General features: G+C 46.8%; 14 protein-coding genes. 8 read left to right on the forward strand and 6 right to left on the reverse strand.

The genetic code is table 11. The features are described 5' to 3' along the window. Positions 1-4: 4 nt before the first annotated feature. Both def (P8P30_09985) and P8P30_09990 read right to left on the reverse strand, forming a co-directional pair. Positions 5-544 (reverse strand): peptide deformylase, encoded by a 540-nt coding sequence (def, locus tag P8P30_09985; GenBank protein ID MDG1287870.1) that lies wholly within the window; start codon positions 542-544, stop codon positions 5-7. A 179-nt stretch (positions 545-723) separates the two neighbouring features. After that, entirely contained in the window at positions 724-1,260 is a 537-nt protein-coding gene (locus P8P30_09990; protein MDG1287871.1) for a hypothetical protein, read from the reverse strand. An 86-nt stretch (positions 1,261-1,346) separates the two neighbouring features. Between P8P30_09990 and P8P30_09995 the strand changes: the two genes are divergently transcribed. Next, positions 1,347-2,651, forward strand: coding sequence for an MATE family efflux transporter (locus P8P30_09995; protein ID MDG1287872.1), 1,305 nt, complete (start codon positions 1,347-1,349; stop codon positions 2,649-2,651). Here the strand turns inward: P8P30_09995 and P8P30_10000 are convergent. Then, complete coding sequence (locus tag P8P30_10000; GenBank protein ID MDG1287873.1) at positions 2,623-4,674, reverse strand: ComEC/Rec2 family competence protein; 2,052 nt, start codon at positions 4,672-4,674, stop codon at positions 2,623-2,625. The two genes, P8P30_09995 and P8P30_10000, sit on opposite strands and share 29 nt — an antisense overlap. A 52-nt stretch (positions 4,675-4,726) precedes the next feature. Here P8P30_10000 and gltX point away from each other — a divergent pair, with 52 nt between their 5' ends. The 4 genes from gltX to truA are packed head-to-tail and all read left to right on the forward strand — an operon-like array spanning position 4,727 to position 8,388. Beyond that, a complete protein-coding gene (gene gltX / locus P8P30_10005) occupies positions 4,727-6,139 on the forward strand; it encodes a glutamate--tRNA ligase (protein MDG1287874.1) in 1,413 nt (470 codons plus the stop codon). 18 nt (positions 6,140-6,157) lie between these two features. Then, positions 6,158-6,727: a peptide deformylase gene (gene def, locus P8P30_10010; protein ID MDG1287875.1), complete on the forward strand. Its 570-nt coding sequence runs from the start codon at positions 6,158-6,160 to the stop codon at positions 6,725-6,727. Beyond that, positions 6,684-7,652, forward strand: coding sequence for a methionyl-tRNA formyltransferase (gene fmt, locus P8P30_10015; GenBank protein ID MDG1287876.1), 969 nt, complete (start codon positions 6,684-6,686; stop codon positions 7,650-7,652). Before def (P8P30_10010) ends, fmt begins: the two co-directional genes overlap by 44 nt. Then, the gene (truA, locus tag P8P30_10020) at positions 7,645-8,388 is read left to right on the forward strand and encodes a tRNA pseudouridine(38-40) synthase TruA (GenBank protein MDG1287877.1); all 744 of its coding nucleotides are present in this window, start codon (positions 7,645-7,647) and stop codon (positions 8,386-8,388) included. Before fmt ends, truA begins: the two co-directional genes overlap by 8 nt. On the opposite strand, the gene P8P30_10025 is transcribed toward truA, so the two are convergent. Further along, positions 8,385-9,068, reverse strand: a complete 684-nt coding sequence (locus P8P30_10025) for a DnaJ domain-containing protein (protein MDG1287878.1) — start codon at positions 9,066-9,068, stop codon at positions 8,385-8,387. The two genes, truA and P8P30_10025, sit on opposite strands and share 4 nt — an antisense overlap. A 119-nt stretch (positions 9,069-9,187) precedes the next feature. On the opposite strand from P8P30_10025, the gene P8P30_10030 reads away from it, so the two are divergent. Next, positions 9,188-9,553: a hypothetical protein gene (locus P8P30_10030; protein MDG1287879.1), complete on the forward strand. Its 366-nt coding sequence runs from the start codon at positions 9,188-9,190 to the stop codon at positions 9,551-9,553. Between the two features lie 230 nt (positions 9,554-9,783). After that, positions 9,784-10,458 (forward strand): DUF6065 family protein, encoded by a 675-nt coding sequence (locus P8P30_10035; protein ID MDG1287880.1) that lies wholly within the window; start codon positions 9,784-9,786, stop codon positions 10,456-10,458. A gap of 503 nt (positions 10,459-10,961) precedes the next feature. On the opposite strand, the gene P8P30_10040 is transcribed toward P8P30_10035, so the two are convergent. Then, complete coding sequence (locus P8P30_10040; GenBank protein ID MDG1287881.1) at positions 10,962-12,107, reverse strand: Fic family protein; 1,146 nt, start codon at positions 12,105-12,107, stop codon at positions 10,962-10,964. A gap of 325 nt (positions 12,108-12,432) precedes the next feature. Between P8P30_10040 and P8P30_10045 the strand changes: the two genes are divergently transcribed. Next, positions 12,433-13,935 carry a hypothetical protein gene (locus P8P30_10045; GenBank protein ID MDG1287882.1) on the forward strand — a complete coding sequence of 501 codons (1,503 nt, stop codon included), beginning with the start codon at positions 12,433-12,435 and terminating at the stop codon, positions 13,933-13,935. 394 nt (positions 13,936-14,329) lie between these two features. Here the strand turns inward: P8P30_10045 and P8P30_10050 are convergent, their stop codons facing one another. Next, entirely contained in the window at positions 14,330-15,148 is an 819-nt protein-coding gene (locus P8P30_10050; protein ID MDG1287883.1) for a prepilin-type N-terminal cleavage/methylation domain-containing protein, read from the reverse strand. Positions 15,149-15,340: the final 192 nt, after the last annotated feature.

Raw genomic sequence — 15,340 nt, forward strand, 5'->3', positions numbered from 1 at the left:
TCAACTAATGATTACAATTAGTTCCATGTACATGTGGCGGATGATGCTTAAGGTGCTTTTTCATTTTCTTTAGCAGCATATCACGTTTCAGTTTCGACAAATGGTCGAGAAAAGTAATGCCATCTAAATAATCGACCTCATGTTGAATAACGCTCGCGAAAAACCCAGTAGCTTCTAATGCTTGGCTCTGCCCCTCATAATCAAGATAGCGCAATTTGATGGTTGCGGGGCGCTTCACTTTGGCAGCAATTCCAAGAAAGCAAATGGAAGCTTCTTCATGTTCCTGTTGCTCATCCGAATACCAGAAAATTTCAGGGTTAATGAAAGCATAAGGCTTTGAGATACCACCTTCCTGCAAATCAACGACCGCGAGGCGCTTCAGCACCCCCACCATATTCGCGCCAATACCGACGGCTTTTTCATGCTCCACCGTTTCAAACATATCGTCGATTATGCGGCGAGTTTCATCGGTTACTGCATCAACTCTCTCGGCTGTTTGCTTGAAAATAGGGTCCGGTGCGTAGATTAATGACAATAAAGCCATGGTTTAGTCCTCACTTTTTATCATTCAACTCGCGAATATTCATTCACTATACCTTACAGAGTCGTTGAAATATTGTATAATTATGTCGATATCTAACGACAGTTACTGTGCAAACAATAAAGTTTCAGCCTAAAGACAGTACCCACTCTGCAGCTTATGTAAAAGTGTTGCGCTGGCGCTTAACGGGTTCGTTCAGCTTGCGCACGCGATCGATCGATCATGTCACGATGCTGATAGGACTCTTCTTCTTTTTCCTTCTCTTGCACTATTTCTCTCTCATGAGAATCTAATTCGAGCGTTTGCCTCTCTGCGGCTGTTTTCTTGGGCATTTCTTTCTCGGCCTTTTCTGCGGCCTCAAGCACTGCCTCATCACTCACTTGCACCCCGTCGCGAGTATGACCTCTTCGGCCTGGCTTATTGTAATTATTTTGCGCATCATGATAGCCTTTGCTCGCGCCCTGAATCCCTTTAAAAGCAGCCGTGAGGCCAACACACATTATCACCCCTGCCCCAACAGAGGCAAATGGCAAGAATGCGACAGCAGGAATGGCGATCAGCGCACCCCAGAAGACACCGTTAAGCACTCCCATTACACCGCTAGCAAGCGCAGATACGCCTTTCTTAGCCTCACCCGAAAACGTGCGGACATTATCTCGCTTATCACTCTTGTGATAATCGTCGCTTGGCTCACGCACCTTGTTGGCAGATTTTTCCATGCTCCTAGTGTACTCAATAAGGGTTACAGTATGATGACGAAAACTCACCACTAGGCATTTACCTCTATATGGTTTAAATCCAACCTATGACTCCCGCTCTTCGCCCCACTCAACGTGAATTTTTTAAACTTGCGATCCCTAATATTTTAGCCGCGATGGCGGTGCCAGTCACCGAGTTGGTTGATATTGGTTATTTAGGGCATTTAGAGAGCGTCACTCCCCTTTCAGGCGTTGTCTTGGCAACTGTTGTCTTTAGTTATATTTATTGGTGTTTTGGATTTTTACGTATCGGTACCACAGGACTCACGGCGCAGGCGGCAGGACGCGAAGATCAAGACGAACAAGAAGCGCTCCTGTGGCGCGGCGTATTGATGGGAGCTGTCATTGGTCTCTTACTCACGCTGTTCCAGCACCCTATCGGAAATTTAAGCTTCAGTATTCTTTCTGGAAGCGGTGAAGTCGAGGCCGCCGGACGCGATTATTACAACGCGCATATTTGGGGCGCTTTCCCTGTGATGATTGGCTTTGCACTGGTTGGCTGGTTATTGGGTATTGGACGAACAGGTTATGTCTTTATCAGCTACACGATTTGGCAGGTCAGCAATATTATTCTAAACTATTTCTTCATTGTTAAATTTGGTTGGGGCTCGTGGGGCGCAGGCCTAGGCAGTGCGCTCGCTGAATGGATATCCAGTATCCTTACCGTCGGTTTAGTATGGAAATGTTTGGGACGCTTCCCTAAATTTGATGTCGAAAGAATCTTCCATTGGTCTGAACTCAAGAGACTATTGACCCTTAACAGCGCTATTATGGGACGTACCTTTTTGCTGATGAGCGTGTTGGCAGCCTTTACCAATATCTCGGCTACTTTTGGAGTGGTGGCTTTAGCGGCCAATGCATTGATGATGCAACTATTCGTCTTCTTCGCTTACGTGACAGATGGTTATGCCATTGCACTCGAAATTCTAGCAGGGAAATCTCTCGGTCGAAATAGCAAAACGGAGTTACGCCGCTCCTTCAATCTTGCTATGCGTTGGACGTTGATTTCAGGAGCGGTTTTTGCGCTCGTCTATGCTTTTGGCACCGGGTTTATTCTCTCCCTTCTCACCGAGCATCAAGAAGTGGTTGATGCAGCAACGCCTTATGCTTACTGGATGTGCGCGACGATCCTTATTGGCGGCGTCGCCTTCGTTTATGATGGGTTCTTTTATGGCCTAGCTAAACCCAAACTTCTCTTTAACTCCATGTTCTTTTCATCCCTCAGCTTTGTGCCCCTCGCCTATTACGCCTGGCAGCAGCAAAGCACAACATGGCTTTGGATTGCGTTTTTGACTTTCACAATTATCAGAACCTTAGCGCTCATCAATCCTGTGCGGAAAGCCTTGCAGTAAAGGCCCTTGCCTGGCGCAGCGTAATCTCCCTATCTATCGTGAGTGAGGTCGCTTGTTTTGGGCGCTCAACAACTACGGCTGACTCGCAATCCACATAGAAGCTCGTGATCATAGCATCCGCTGATTCACAATCCTCAATGGCGGCGATCCGGCGCTTCGGAAAGGCGATCTGCTTGCCCTTATAGTCGAGGATACAACCGAAACCATCGCAACGATAGCTCTCCTTAAATGTATCCGCCTTTGCGAATTCCTCAATGCCTAAAGCCTCTTGCCACAGCCCTGCTTTGAAGTTTCGCACACTCCCACGCAGCATGGCATACCCGCCCGATTCCAACTTCACCGCTACTTGTTCCGCTTTTTCGCTGATCAGAATATCAGGCAAACGCACCGTAAAGAATGGCACGAGGCCGATGAGGATAACCAACCATCCTAAATGCCTAATACGCTGCTGCCAAAGGCATAACCAGCAAGCTCCCAATGACACAACAACAAGTGCCCATAAAGGAGGCGTTGGTACATGTATCATCGCATCAGGCAGTGCCGCAATTGCTGTGGCAATGGCCGCTACCCACTCAACCCCTTGCCCCATCAACCACAGGAACGGCGCCTCCCAGCCAAACGGCATGGTCAACATTCCTCCCACGGCAGCAGGCATGACGATAAAACTAAAAATCGGCGATGCCGCCATATTCGCAAGTAAGTGATAATTGGTAAATTGATTAAAATGATAGACTGCATAAGGCGAAGTAATCGCACTCGCTACAAAGGTCGTCGCGAGTACTCCGCCCAGATAGATCATCAGCTTTTGGCTCCAGCCATAATGCCCGCCTTTTATTTCTCGTTCTGCTCGTTTACGCCGCCATACTTCATAAAGTGCAATGATAGACATCGTCGCGCTGAACGAGAGCTGGAAACTCGGCCCCATAAGTGACGAAGGCGCAATGAACAATACCAGTATCGCCGCCAGTGCCAAAGACCGCATCGGCAGCACTTGGCGCTCCAGCATAATCGCAATGAAAACGAGCGCGACCATCGCATAAGCACGCTGTGCAGAAACCGGAAAACCCGCAATAGTGAGATAGGCGAACCCACCTAACACGCACCCTAATGCCGCCCATTTTTTCACGGGGAAGCGCAATGCCGCCCCCGGAATTAACACGAAAATGTAGCGTAGTAATATAAAGAACACCCCGCACACCAAACCAAGATGAAGGCCAGAGATCGCCAGCATATGCGCCAAACCAGCAGCGCGCATGGCCTCTTTCGTTTCTTCAGGAATGCCAGCACGCTCGCCTGTAATCAGTGCCGTTGAAATTGCGACGGTCGCTTGGCTAAAGTGAGGGCGCATCACAGCCGCAATTTTCTTGCCCAGCTGGACTCTAAAATTCGCAAGATCTATCTGCCAGTTTTGTTCATTCTCGGTCGATAGAATTTCAACTGGATTCAACCCAAAACCAACGGCGCCAATGCCTTTAAAATAGAAATGCCGAGTAAAATCGAAACCACCGGGCAAAGCAGGCGGTGGCAGCGGAAACAACCCTCCGCGTAACTTTACGCGTTGCCCGGCTAACAAATGAGCATTGATTTTCTTCAGACTCAGACGGATCGTATTGGGCAGTGGATAGCGCGACCCACCTTCCACCTCCACATCGCCCAAGACCAGTTTTTGTTTTCCAGATTCATCATTAATCACTTCCTGTATCGTGCCAAATAGCGGCAAGACAGCACTCGGGCGGCTAATCAAGGATTGCTGGAAGCGCTGCATCTGCCATTGCGTCGCAACGAAGCCTACTCCCGCAAAAAAGAACACCAGTAAAAGCCCGCGCACCCAAGGCATACGCTTCCAAAACACCCAAGTCGGTGCACCGGCGGCGATCAACGCAGCTCCCAAATAATCTGGCGGAGGGCCAACCCACGCAAAATACGTGATGATCCCGCAAGCCATGGCAATAGGCACCCAAAGCAACCAACGAGATTGCTCTTCTAACAGCCATATTTCAAGATTTTGCTTCCAATCTCGCATAAGTTGCACCCTACTGCTTGACGCAGCAAAAGCGACAGTGAATAACACTGCCATGACAGTTATTACGCGATTCGCCCCGTCCCCCACTGGTTTCCTTCATATTGGCGGAGCCCGCACAGCTCTATTTAACTGGCTCTTTGCCCGCCATCACGATGGCAAGTTCCTACTTCGCATTGAAGATACCGATAAAGCACGCTCAACAACGGAAGCGATTGCCGCCATCCATGAAGGGCTTACCTGGCTGGGCCTCGATGCAGATGACACAATCATCTATCAATCAAAAAACGTAACACGCCATACCGAAGTCGCCGAGGCGATGCTTGCTAACGGTAAAGCCTATAAATGCTTCACTCGTCCTGAAGAACTCGCCGAATTACGCGAAGCAGCACAAGCCAAACGCAATGTATTTCGCTTCCAAAGCCCGTGGCGTGATACGCCAACAAGCGATCACCCAACCGACACACCTTATGTAATCCGCCTAAAAGCGCCCAATGAAGGCGTCATCATCATCAAAGATGAAGTGCAAGGCGATGTAAATATCGGTGCTGGCGAAGTAGAGGATGTGATTTTATTGCGTTCAGATGGCACGCCGACTTACATGCTGGCCGTAGTTACCGACGATCATGACATGGCAGTAACTCACATTATTCGGGGTGATGACCACCTGACTAATTCGGCAAAACAACAGCTTATTTACGAAGCTATGGGCTGGGATGCCCCCGTTTTTGCGCATATTCCACTGATTCACGGCCCGGATGGTGCAAAACTTTCCAAACGCCACGGCGCACTTGGAGTCGATGCCTATCGTGATATGGGGTACCTGCCAGAAGCGATGCGTAATTACCTGCTGCGACTCGGTTGGGCCTTTGGTGATGAAGAAATTTTCACCCGCGCTGAAATGATCGAAAAATTCTCGCTCAAAGGGGTAGGAAAATCTCCTTCTCGTTTTGACTTTGCGAAGCTCGAAAATTTAAACGGAATGTATATTCGCCAAGCTGAGAATGACCGCCTCATTGAATTAATTATTCCCTTTATAAACAAATCACTAAACATCGAAGTTAATGCATCACAAAAAGAGACTCTAAACAATGGAATTACCGGTTTAAAAGAACGCGCTAAAACATTGCAAGAATTAGCAGATTCGACGCTATTCTACCTACGCCACTGCGCCCCACAGGATGAAAAAGCCCAAAACCAGCTCGATGAAGGAAAAACACTCCTCGCCGCCTTTATTCCTGAACTCGAAAAGCAGACAGAGTGGGACCATGCAACCCTCTTCCCCTTCGCAAAAGAGTTTGCAGAACAGCATGATACGAAAGTTGGAAAGCTGATGGCACCCATTCGCGTCGCCATTACGGGCAGCACCGCAAGTCCCAGCATGTTTGAAGTAATGGAGATTATCGGCAAGGAAGAAAGCCTTAAACGGTTACGCAATGCATCAGAAGGGCTTGTTTCTGCAGCGTAATCGCACTATTTAAGCAATATGACAATTTTACCTTTAATAATCGGCCCCGATCCGTTCTTAAATGAAGTCTCACAGCCCGTTAAAGACGTGAATGATGAGATTCGCACCCTGCTCGATGATATGCTCGAAACTATGTATGACGCTAAAGGCATTGGCCTCGCAGCCGCACAAGTGGGGCATCATAAGCGCGTAATCGTCATAGATGTTGAGTGGAAAGAGAGCGATTTCGCCTCGCGAGCGCCGCTCAAGCTCATCAATGCTGAACTGGTGGAAGAATCTGAGCAGGATGCTAGCTATAATGAAGGCTGCCTCTCCTTTCCGGAACAATATTCCGAAGTAATTCGCCCTGAGAGCGTCACAGTGAAATATCTAGATGAAAATGGAAAACCGCAAACCCTCAAAGCCGAAGGAATGCTAGCTACCTGTGTTCAGCATGAAATTGACCACACCAACGGCATTACCTTTGTGCAGCATATCTCTCGCTTAAAACGCGATCGCATCGTCAAGAAGTTGCAGAAGATGAAAAAAGCAGGCGCTTTCGATTATGTCGATTGCGGCGATCCTAGTTGCGGGCATGACCATCACTAACCCCGCTGTCACTAAGCCGTTACGCCTTATCTTCATGGGCTCACCGGAGTTTGCAGTACCTTGCTTGCAAAGCCTCATTGACTCCGAACATGAAGTCGTTGCCGTTTACTGTCAGCCCCCTCGCCCCGCAGGTCGCGGCCATAAATTGCGCAACACTCCGGTGCATGAAGTGGCCCTACAACACGATATTGCAGTGCATCACCCAGCCAGCCTGAAATCAAACGAAGAACAACAACGATTCGCCACCTATGAAGCAGATGCCGCGATTGTTGCCGCTTATGGATTACTTCTGCCGCAAGCAATATTGGATGCTCCGAAACACGGTTGCATTAATGTGCATCCTTCCAAGCTTCCACGCTGGCGCGGCGCGGCACCACTACAACGCACGATCATGGCGGGCGATAGCGAAACCTCGCTCTGCATCATGCAAATGGAGCTTGGGTTAGATACCGGCCCTATCCTACTAGAACAGCCCATGAGTATTACGGATGGCATGACTACAGGCGAGTTGCATGATGTGATGGCTGCAAAAGCCGGCGCCGCTATCTTGCTAGTTTTAGCCGACGAACCTGTCGCCACCGTACAATCTGAAACGGGCGTCACTTACGCCAGTAAAATTGATAAAGCCGAAGCGCGTATCGACTGGAAAAAGCCGGCTAAAGAAGTCCTACAGCAGATTTTAGGCTTATCGCCCTTCCCCGGCGCGTTCACAGAATTGAATGGCGAAAAGCTGAAAATCCTCAATGCGAGCCTAGCTGAGGGCACAGGCAATGCGGGTGAATTACTCGATGATAGCCTAACGGTGAGCTGTGCCAGCGACGCGATCAAACTCACTAAAGTTCAGCGCGCCGGCAAAAAGCCGATGGATGCTGACGAACTTTTACGCGGTTTCAGTATCCCCAAAGGCAGCACGTTCGATGCCTAGATATAAACTCACCATTGAGTATAATGGAACTGGCCTCGCTGGCTGGCAGAGACAAAAAACCCAAGCCACCGTCCAACAACATATCGAAGAAGCGGTTAGTAAATTTTTCAATACCGACGAACGTTTTGTCGTGCAATGCTCTGGCCGTACCGATGCTGGGGTGCATGCTTACGGTCAGATTGCACATGTCGATTTACCGCAAGAGCGAGAGGCCCACGCAATTGCTCAAGGCGTCAGCTATCATATTGCCACGTCACAAATCGCCATCACAAAAGCCGAAAAAGTCGCGGATAATTTCAATGCCCGATTTGATGCTAAAAAACGTTACTATAAATATCGAATTATAAATCGGCGCACCCCCTTAGTCATCGATCGTAATTTAGCGTGGCAGATGCCGGAACCACTCGATGCTCAGGCCATGCATGATGCGGCGCAGGTCTTGGTTGGTACCCATAATTTCCAAAGCTTCCGCGATAGCGATTGCCAAGCAAAATCCCCTGTAAAAACAATCCTATCAATCAACATAAGCAGGCAGAATGACGAAATAACCACCGAGCTTGAAGCCTATAGCTTTCTGCACCATCAAGTACGGATAATCATGGGATGCTTACGCAAAATTGGCAACGGCCAATGGGATAAAGCCAAGTTACAGGAAGTATTGGACGCCCAAAACCGCAAAGTTTCAGGCCCAACCGCCCCCGCTTGTGGCCTCTACTTCATGCAAGTCGATTTTTAAACAGCAAGCTCACGCAGCGCACTATAAGCTTGATTAATCTCGACTAGTTTCTGATTAAATGCCTGCGCCTCTGACGTCGAATAGCCTGCTGCCCCCACCGTGTCAGGATGATATTCACGCACTAAACGATGGTATTTCGTTTTAATCTCTTTCTTACTGGATAAACGATTTACCCCGAGAACTATATACGGATTATCACTCGGAATTTCGATTTCATAACGCCCACAAAGCCTTATAAAATGCTGCTGCGAGACCGATAGAGCCTCTGCCATTGAACGTAAGAAGTAATATTCATCACGTGCGATAAAAGAGCGTGAGGCGGCAGCAATACGAATCAATCGCTCTAAAACTTCATCTCGCTCGCCTAATTGCTCGGCATAAAGCTTGGCAATTTGTTTCGCATGATATTCCGCTGGCAACGGATCGCGCAACGCCGAAACATAAACGGAAAGCAGCTTTTTGCGCACCCCAGGCGCCAGGTGAAACACTTTACATAATGCCTTAAACTCAATCGTGGCATCGCTGCCACGCATGTTCACCAGCTTGGCAACGAGCGCAACCATGTGCGACGTAAAACTACCCGGCTTGGGGTTGGATAAGGGCGCTTGCTCCGCTTTCTTCCAAAACTGTAATTTGGAAAATGAATGCGCGCGATTAATAAGTGTTGATGTAGGTGGCACGCGCTTTCCTCACAAAACTAATAATTGTTACTCTCACGCTCAACCTAGAGTTAACACTTCAAAACCACAACTAGGGGGTCACTTCTCGCCCATTAAAACATCGTTAACTTTTGTACTGTATGATGAAAGCATCAGATCAAACAATGAGTATGGATATGTCAGATGCAGAACAAAAACAACTTTCCGTCGAAGCATTGGGAGATGCATTACTATTGCAAAAGATGGCAATAGAGAGATTAGACGATAAAGAAGGTCAACCACATACTCAAACAACAAACCCTGAAGCGAGGGACCGGATTAATGCAGTAATCAAAGAACTAGAAAAATCTATTCTTAAAGCTGCTGAACAAGAGGCCACTGCAAGACTCGTTGAAAAACGCAAAGCACAAGCACAGAAACCTGCGGTTGGACTCCATACAAAAAACCTTATCAAACTGCCCTTGGCACCAAAGCAAAGCCGCCTCCCGTTTCCCAATTCGAAGTAAGCACAGGGAAATAAACATCGCAATTCAGTACAACAAAGGCGGGAGGCAATGACTCTCAAATTACAAAGCGAGCAGTACAGAGTCTTATATATTTGATCGAAATGCCTATTTTAGGTAAGCTAGTGCCTACCCAGCTCACTGTATTTAAAAAAAGAAAAGTTTTTTCAGTGTCACTGAAGATAGAATGAAGGATGTTGAAGAATGTGGATATTTGAGGTTTTGCCAGACTAATGTTGTTATATAGATCAGATCCCGCACATCTTTCCTGTAATTTAGAAACCCCATCTCGATTACGGGATTGGATGAATCCCCATGCATATCGATGCCTGCCACTGGCAGTGGCCAATGAGCTGGGTCTGGATATTATTTGCCCCATGGATGTAACATATGAATGGGATGGGAAAGAAGATAAGGCGGCTGTACAGGTCTCAGAGGGCGCAGAAATTGCCGCAAGCCATTTTGGTTCTGGATCAATCACTTTTACATTAGGATATATCTGGAAGTTGCCCAAACAAGTAAAAAAACAGCTTTTATTCATTCCTGTGCCTAATGATTTTGATCCACGCTTCACCGCCATGTCTGCACTCATAGAACCTGCTGCTCTAACCTATCCCATTTTCCTCACATTGAAACTTACAAAGCAAGGTACGCAGACAATTGAGAAGGGAACACGGCTGGGAAGAGTGATGGTTATCGATGTGGAGGATACCTATAAATTCCCTGTAAAAATTATAGATAAAGCACCCAAACATATCGCAACTGATCATAAAAAAAGCAAACAAATTAGACTCGAACATATTGAAGAACATAGAGAAGATAAAAACCCTGATAAGAGGCTATGGACGCGATTCTATTTTGACAAAGCAAAATACAAGAAATTGAAAATAAAAATAATAGGTGGATAGCTACGGTGGAAGGTTTGAGGTGAGCTTATGAACTTATTGAAGAGTCTTTTAAAGTTAACGCAATGGGGTAGTCTGAAGGCTTACCTTCATTTCATCTAAACTGAGCCAAATTTCTGCTTCAATTGCTCAACAACGCTTTGTGGCGGCTATTCTCCCCTGGGGCCTTTTTTATGACCGCAAAAGCACTAGAGGCTGGCGTATGAACTTAAACACAACCAAAAACACTATAACACACTGTTATAAAATAATTCATGTCCATAGTTGTATTTACTTCCCCCTATGAATAAAGCTTGCTTGTATGGCGGGCTCTATTTCCCCAGCCATCGGATTTCATATTCTGCGACATACTTACGCCTCAATGCTGGCAATGAGAGGTACGACTTTGCAGGTAATTGCCAAACAACTAGGGCATTCTGATACACGCACCTGCGAAAGGCATTACGCTCACCTCTGCCCTTCCTATGTGGCCGATATTGTGCGGCAAAACCTGCCTGAGTTTGGCGTTAATGATGATCGAATGGTGACGCTTCATGAGTATCCTCAGGCATAGGCATATTTAAACGGTAGCGGGTTCCTTTGAGCTCTCCCTCACGCCTTAACGCACCCAGCTCAACCATACCCTGTAAGTCACGCGTCGCCGTAGCACGAGAAGTGCCCGTAATGCGGATATAGTTCTCGGCGCTCAAGTCCCCTTCGAAGCCTTCTGGCCCCGCACGGAACAGTCGCTCAAGCACCCTTGCCTGCCGTTCATTCAACTTATCACGCAAGCGATCATAAAGTTTGGTCTTTTCGATCAAGAAATCGATCATGGTTTGGGTGTCCTGTTGCGCTTCCAATATCGTTTGCGCGAAATAAACCAGCCAATCCGTAATATCTAAATGCTTATTATTCGCCTCAAGCTGCTCGTAATAGCGCTTACGCCCTCGCTGGATGGCCTGCGATAAGGCGATCAACGTTGGTTGCCCGAATGACTGCGACAACACCTTTTGCGCTACCGCACGGCCAATACGACCATTACCATCTTCGAACGGGTGGATACAGACGAAGTATAGATGCGCCACCCCTGCCCGTATCAGCGACGAGAGCGGTGCTTTGCCATTGGGTGCTGTCTTGTTAAACCAATCTACAAAAGCCGACATCTCCGACAGTATGAGGCCAGAAGACGGTGCCTCGAAATGCACCTTTGGTTTATGCAGCGGCCCAGACACCACTTGCATCGGATCATCATGAGTACGATAGCACCCAATATCCGTTATATCATCACGCCCATTCATCAGCAGCTTATGCCAATGCATCAATGCCTCATGCGAGAGCGGCTCATCAAACTGACGGTAAATGTCAACCATCACTTCGGAAATACCCTGCTCAGCCAGTGGCACCCGGCGATTATCACTTTCCAACCCAAATTGACGGCGGATGGAGGATTGCACGCTATCACGATTAAGATGTTCCCCTTCAATTTCAGAGCTCTTAACCGCCTCACCCACCATCATCTCAACCGTTAGGCGCTCTCGATCCGTTTCACCAATATGCTTCGCAGCCCCAATTAAAATGCCCGAGTGACGCTGAAACGTCGCCTCAAACTCGCTTAAAACGGCACTATCCCAGCTAAAATCAGGCCAATTATTTTGCTGCCAATTCCATATCATGAGCTATAAACCCCCTACTTATACCTCATATTTATACCACTTATTGAGCTATAACGCGAGAACTTATCACTCGCGAGCTTTTGAGATGCGCAACAAAGAAGCCTGAGCGCCGTGAACAAGCCGGCCATATGTCAGCAGTCATTATAATACAGTCAGATATGACCAAAATTCATCAGAACTGTCATAATCCTGTAACAGAATATGGGTATAATTGGCTTAATGAAATAATTTTTGGACCACCATGTCTGACGAACGACCTATTACAGCAGGTATCAGCCCCCATACGGGGTGGCCGATTGTGCATAGTATGGGCGCAGGACAGCCGATGGGTGACCGACGATTTCCCCATTTAGGTAGAGTTGTAACCCTTGATGATAATAACACCCCTCATTTAACGATAACACTCCCTCCCGTCGTAAATGAAGAAGTTGAGGCTGCCACAGGCCTCCTCCCTACCGAAATTAATCGAAAATATATGGAGGCATTAGCCGAACGAATCGCCGTGGCTTATGATGCAAAAGCAACCATTAGTATCGACAAAACTAATGGAAGTGTAGGAGTAACCGTACCACTTGATTATGATTTATCAGAAAATCGCGAAGCATTACTATACGAAGAAAAAAGTTTAATGGAGGTATCATCTGAGAGTGATATCGCCGAAGAAGTCCGTATGGAGACAGTAAAAAGAGAGCTCAGCGATGCCTTTACCTTCGCTAAATATGATTTGGTTAACGCAATACCAGCTCAAGACCTGCAAAATACTGCACAGACCGCATTAGACGTCTTAATGTCGAAGAAGGAGCAAACTCAAAAATCCGCGATTGAGACAGCTGAGGATCTTCCTGACCTATTGAAAAAACTATCTGATAGTCCCGAAGTCGTTAACGAAATCGTCTCTGGCATACTACCCGAAGGAGTTAAAATCCCAGAAGGAGGCGTAAAATTCAGTTTAGCAGGTACCGGACGCAGCGGCATCTTCTTAAAAACGGATATACCTGAGCATGGCGAGGTTGTAGTAGGCTTGAGGACCGGTCGGACCGCCAAAGCCATGAGTGCCACTCAATTACAAGCTTTGAAACAGTTTAAAGCGGGTGACTTTTGGATCGAGATTTCTCCTGCACTGGATACAAAGAAGACAACGCCAGATCACCTAGAAGAATTAAAATCTGGCACACGTGCTTATACCAGCCCAGAGGGACAAAAATACTATATCAATGATCCCAAAGTACGAAACATTGGCCTTACCGAAAGCGGGCGGCCCTATTATTTGGATGGAGACGGCATATCCCATGAGGGTACAGCAGATCCTGAGGCATATCAGGGGTCGGTACAAACCCAATGGGTGCGTGAAGATGGCACATGGGAGCAGTACCACGATTTTCAAGCAATGCACCAAGCCTATGACTCCCCTCTACATCAACAGGGTGGAAAACGTTCACCTACTAAGGCAGAAGTAAACGTCAACGAAAATCCAGCTCTCTCTACCGCCACGTTAACCACTGTCGCTGCCCCTATTCGGGACTATCAAGAGGCATATCAACAGCTATCCTTCGCCAATCTCGTCCTCAGGTCCGCAGATGCAATCTCTTGCTTAGATGCGAAGACAATTCGTTCATCATTTTTCATTGATGGCGAGCAATTACGGTTAAGAGATCAAAAGAATCTACGTGATAGAGCGGCGAATAAGGTTGCGCCAGATGACATGGTGTTTTGGATTGATTATTCTGGCATGACCCGTGAGGTTAGGAACGCCGATAGTCAGGGAATAGCAATCCAGCTTCGTTCTTTTTACAGCTTTTCACATAATCAAGAAACCCACACTGAATGAGCTTCGGATGTATAGGTACATCTTCGCGCCTCATTTGATTATCTTTGCTATTGCTCAGCAGGTCATTAAGTGGGTTTGATTCGGCATAACTGTAGCACTCTCCTGTAGCAGTGAGGACTCAGCCATATAATAATTTAAGAATTTTCTATGCTTCTCAATAAGTAAGAGAATAAATGGTGATCCCTACGGAATCCACATTGAATATGCAAGCTATTGATAAATATAGCTACATATAGATGTCGTTCCAAAAGTTGCTGCTATTTTTGCTGTCGAATTATCCGGTTGCACGCGGTCACTAGCGGTTAGAGGTGGAAGAAAAACATATCGTTGGACGAGATTCTCATTCAATTTTATAGAATCACTGTCCTTCATTTTCAACCAAACGTAGCTTTCTCTATTGTAAGCGGAAAGCTAACATGCAAATGCTACCAGTTAAAGAGAGAGCGTATTCTGATGTCGCGCTTGAATTTGTGGTAGTACACGTTCCAGCGTAATTAGACCCTAAGGGCGTGGAGTTTACTCTCCCGCTTGCAGGATTTCCATCGTCTATTTTTGTATCGATATTAGCAGCCTCAGTCGAGGTCAAAACACCTCCAGACAAACTCCCTACAATTCCTTCTGAGCCGAGAGTAATAACATTGTTACTTCTAAATTCTGTAAAGTATCCTGTGTCGGTGGAGTTAATATATAACATTGTGTATCCTCCCCCACTAATTTTAGATTCAGGAACATTGATTCCTTTATCTGAATCGTAGATGCCAACACTTCCTGCTACTCCAGTAAAGTTTCCGGATATAATTCCCCCATTGGCTAGATGTTGCCATGCGCGCCATCGCTCTGATGCGTTCGTGCCGCCATCTGCTGTGCTAATTATTCCATCAGCATCTCCATCGCATGTTTCTGTGCCAGTAGAAGCGGTGGTATAACAAGTTGCGGGAGTCGCGTGGGCTGCTCCCCAATAGGCGGTGGCATTATCCATATCACCGGGAAGAGCATTATACTTAAGCTTAAAAGTGTTAACAGCAGTTTTATATTTATTCACATCATTAATCACAGAGTTTAGTTCTGCACTTCTTATGAGGTCCTGTCCAACGGTGATACCACCGATGATCAAACCGATAATTACTAGCACAATAGAAAGTTCCAGTAGAGTGAAGCCTTGATGGCGCGAGGTTGCCACGTAAGGGTTTCTTTTGATCATTTGCTGCCCCATTTCCTTTTTTGCCTAATCCATTGTAATATTAATATTCTAATATTCAGTTAACTTTCAAGGTGTGTGTCAAAACATTTAGGGGCTGACACCTAACATTTAAATTGTTAGGAGTTATTGATGTATATAAAGCATTGTAAGTTATCGAGAAATAAGCAGTTAGAGTTGATAAAATATTTCATTGCGGGTTCTACG

The sequence above is a fragment of the Rickettsiales bacterium genome (assembly GCA_029252805.1).
In the GTDB taxonomy this organism is placed as follows: domain Bacteria; phylum Pseudomonadota; class Alphaproteobacteria; order Rickettsiales; family JALZUV01; genus JALZUV01.

Bases quoted from the DNA above. Each gene is read 5' to 3' on its own strand.
- P8P30_09990 (MDG1287871.1), bottom strand. From the start codon at position 1,260: ATGGAAAAATCTGCCAACAAGGTGCGTGAGCCAAGCGACGATTATCAC.
- P8P30_10045 (MDG1287882.1), top strand. From the start codon at position 12,433: ATGGGTGACCGACGATTTCCCCATTTAGGTAGAGTTGTAACCCTTGAT.
- def (MDG1287870.1), bottom strand. From the start codon at position 544: ATGGCTTTATTGTCATTAATCTACGCACCGGACCCTATTTTCAAGCAA.
- def (MDG1287875.1), top strand. From the start codon at position 6,158: ATGACAATTTTACCTTTAATAATCGGCCCCGATCCGTTCTTAAATGAA.
- P8P30_10040 (MDG1287881.1), bottom strand. From the start codon at position 12,107: ATGATATGGAATTGGCAGCAAAATAATTGGCCTGATTTTAGCTGGGAT.
- P8P30_10035 (MDG1287880.1), top strand. From the start codon at position 9,784: ATGTTGTTATATAGATCAGATCCCGCACATCTTTCCTGTAATTTAGAA.
- P8P30_10030 (MDG1287879.1), top strand. From the start codon at position 9,188: ATGATGAAAGCATCAGATCAAACAATGAGTATGGATATGTCAGATGCA.
- gltX (MDG1287874.1), top strand. From the start codon at position 4,727: ATGACAGTTATTACGCGATTCGCCCCGTCCCCCACTGGTTTCCTTCAT.
- P8P30_10000 (MDG1287873.1), bottom strand. From the start codon at position 4,674: ATGCGAGATTGGAAGCAAAATCTTGAAATATGGCTGTTAGAAGAGCAA.
- P8P30_10050 (MDG1287883.1), bottom strand. From the start codon at position 15,148: ATGGGGCAGCAAATGATCAAAAGAAACCCTTACGTGGCAACCTCGCGC.
- truA (MDG1287877.1), top strand. From the start codon at position 7,645: ATGCCTAGATATAAACTCACCATTGAGTATAATGGAACTGGCCTCGCT.
- fmt (MDG1287876.1), top strand. From the start codon at position 6,684: ATGTCGATTGCGGCGATCCTAGTTGCGGGCATGACCATCACTAACCCC.
- P8P30_09995 (MDG1287872.1), top strand. From the start codon at position 1,347: ATGACTCCCGCTCTTCGCCCCACTCAACGTGAATTTTTTAAACTTGCG.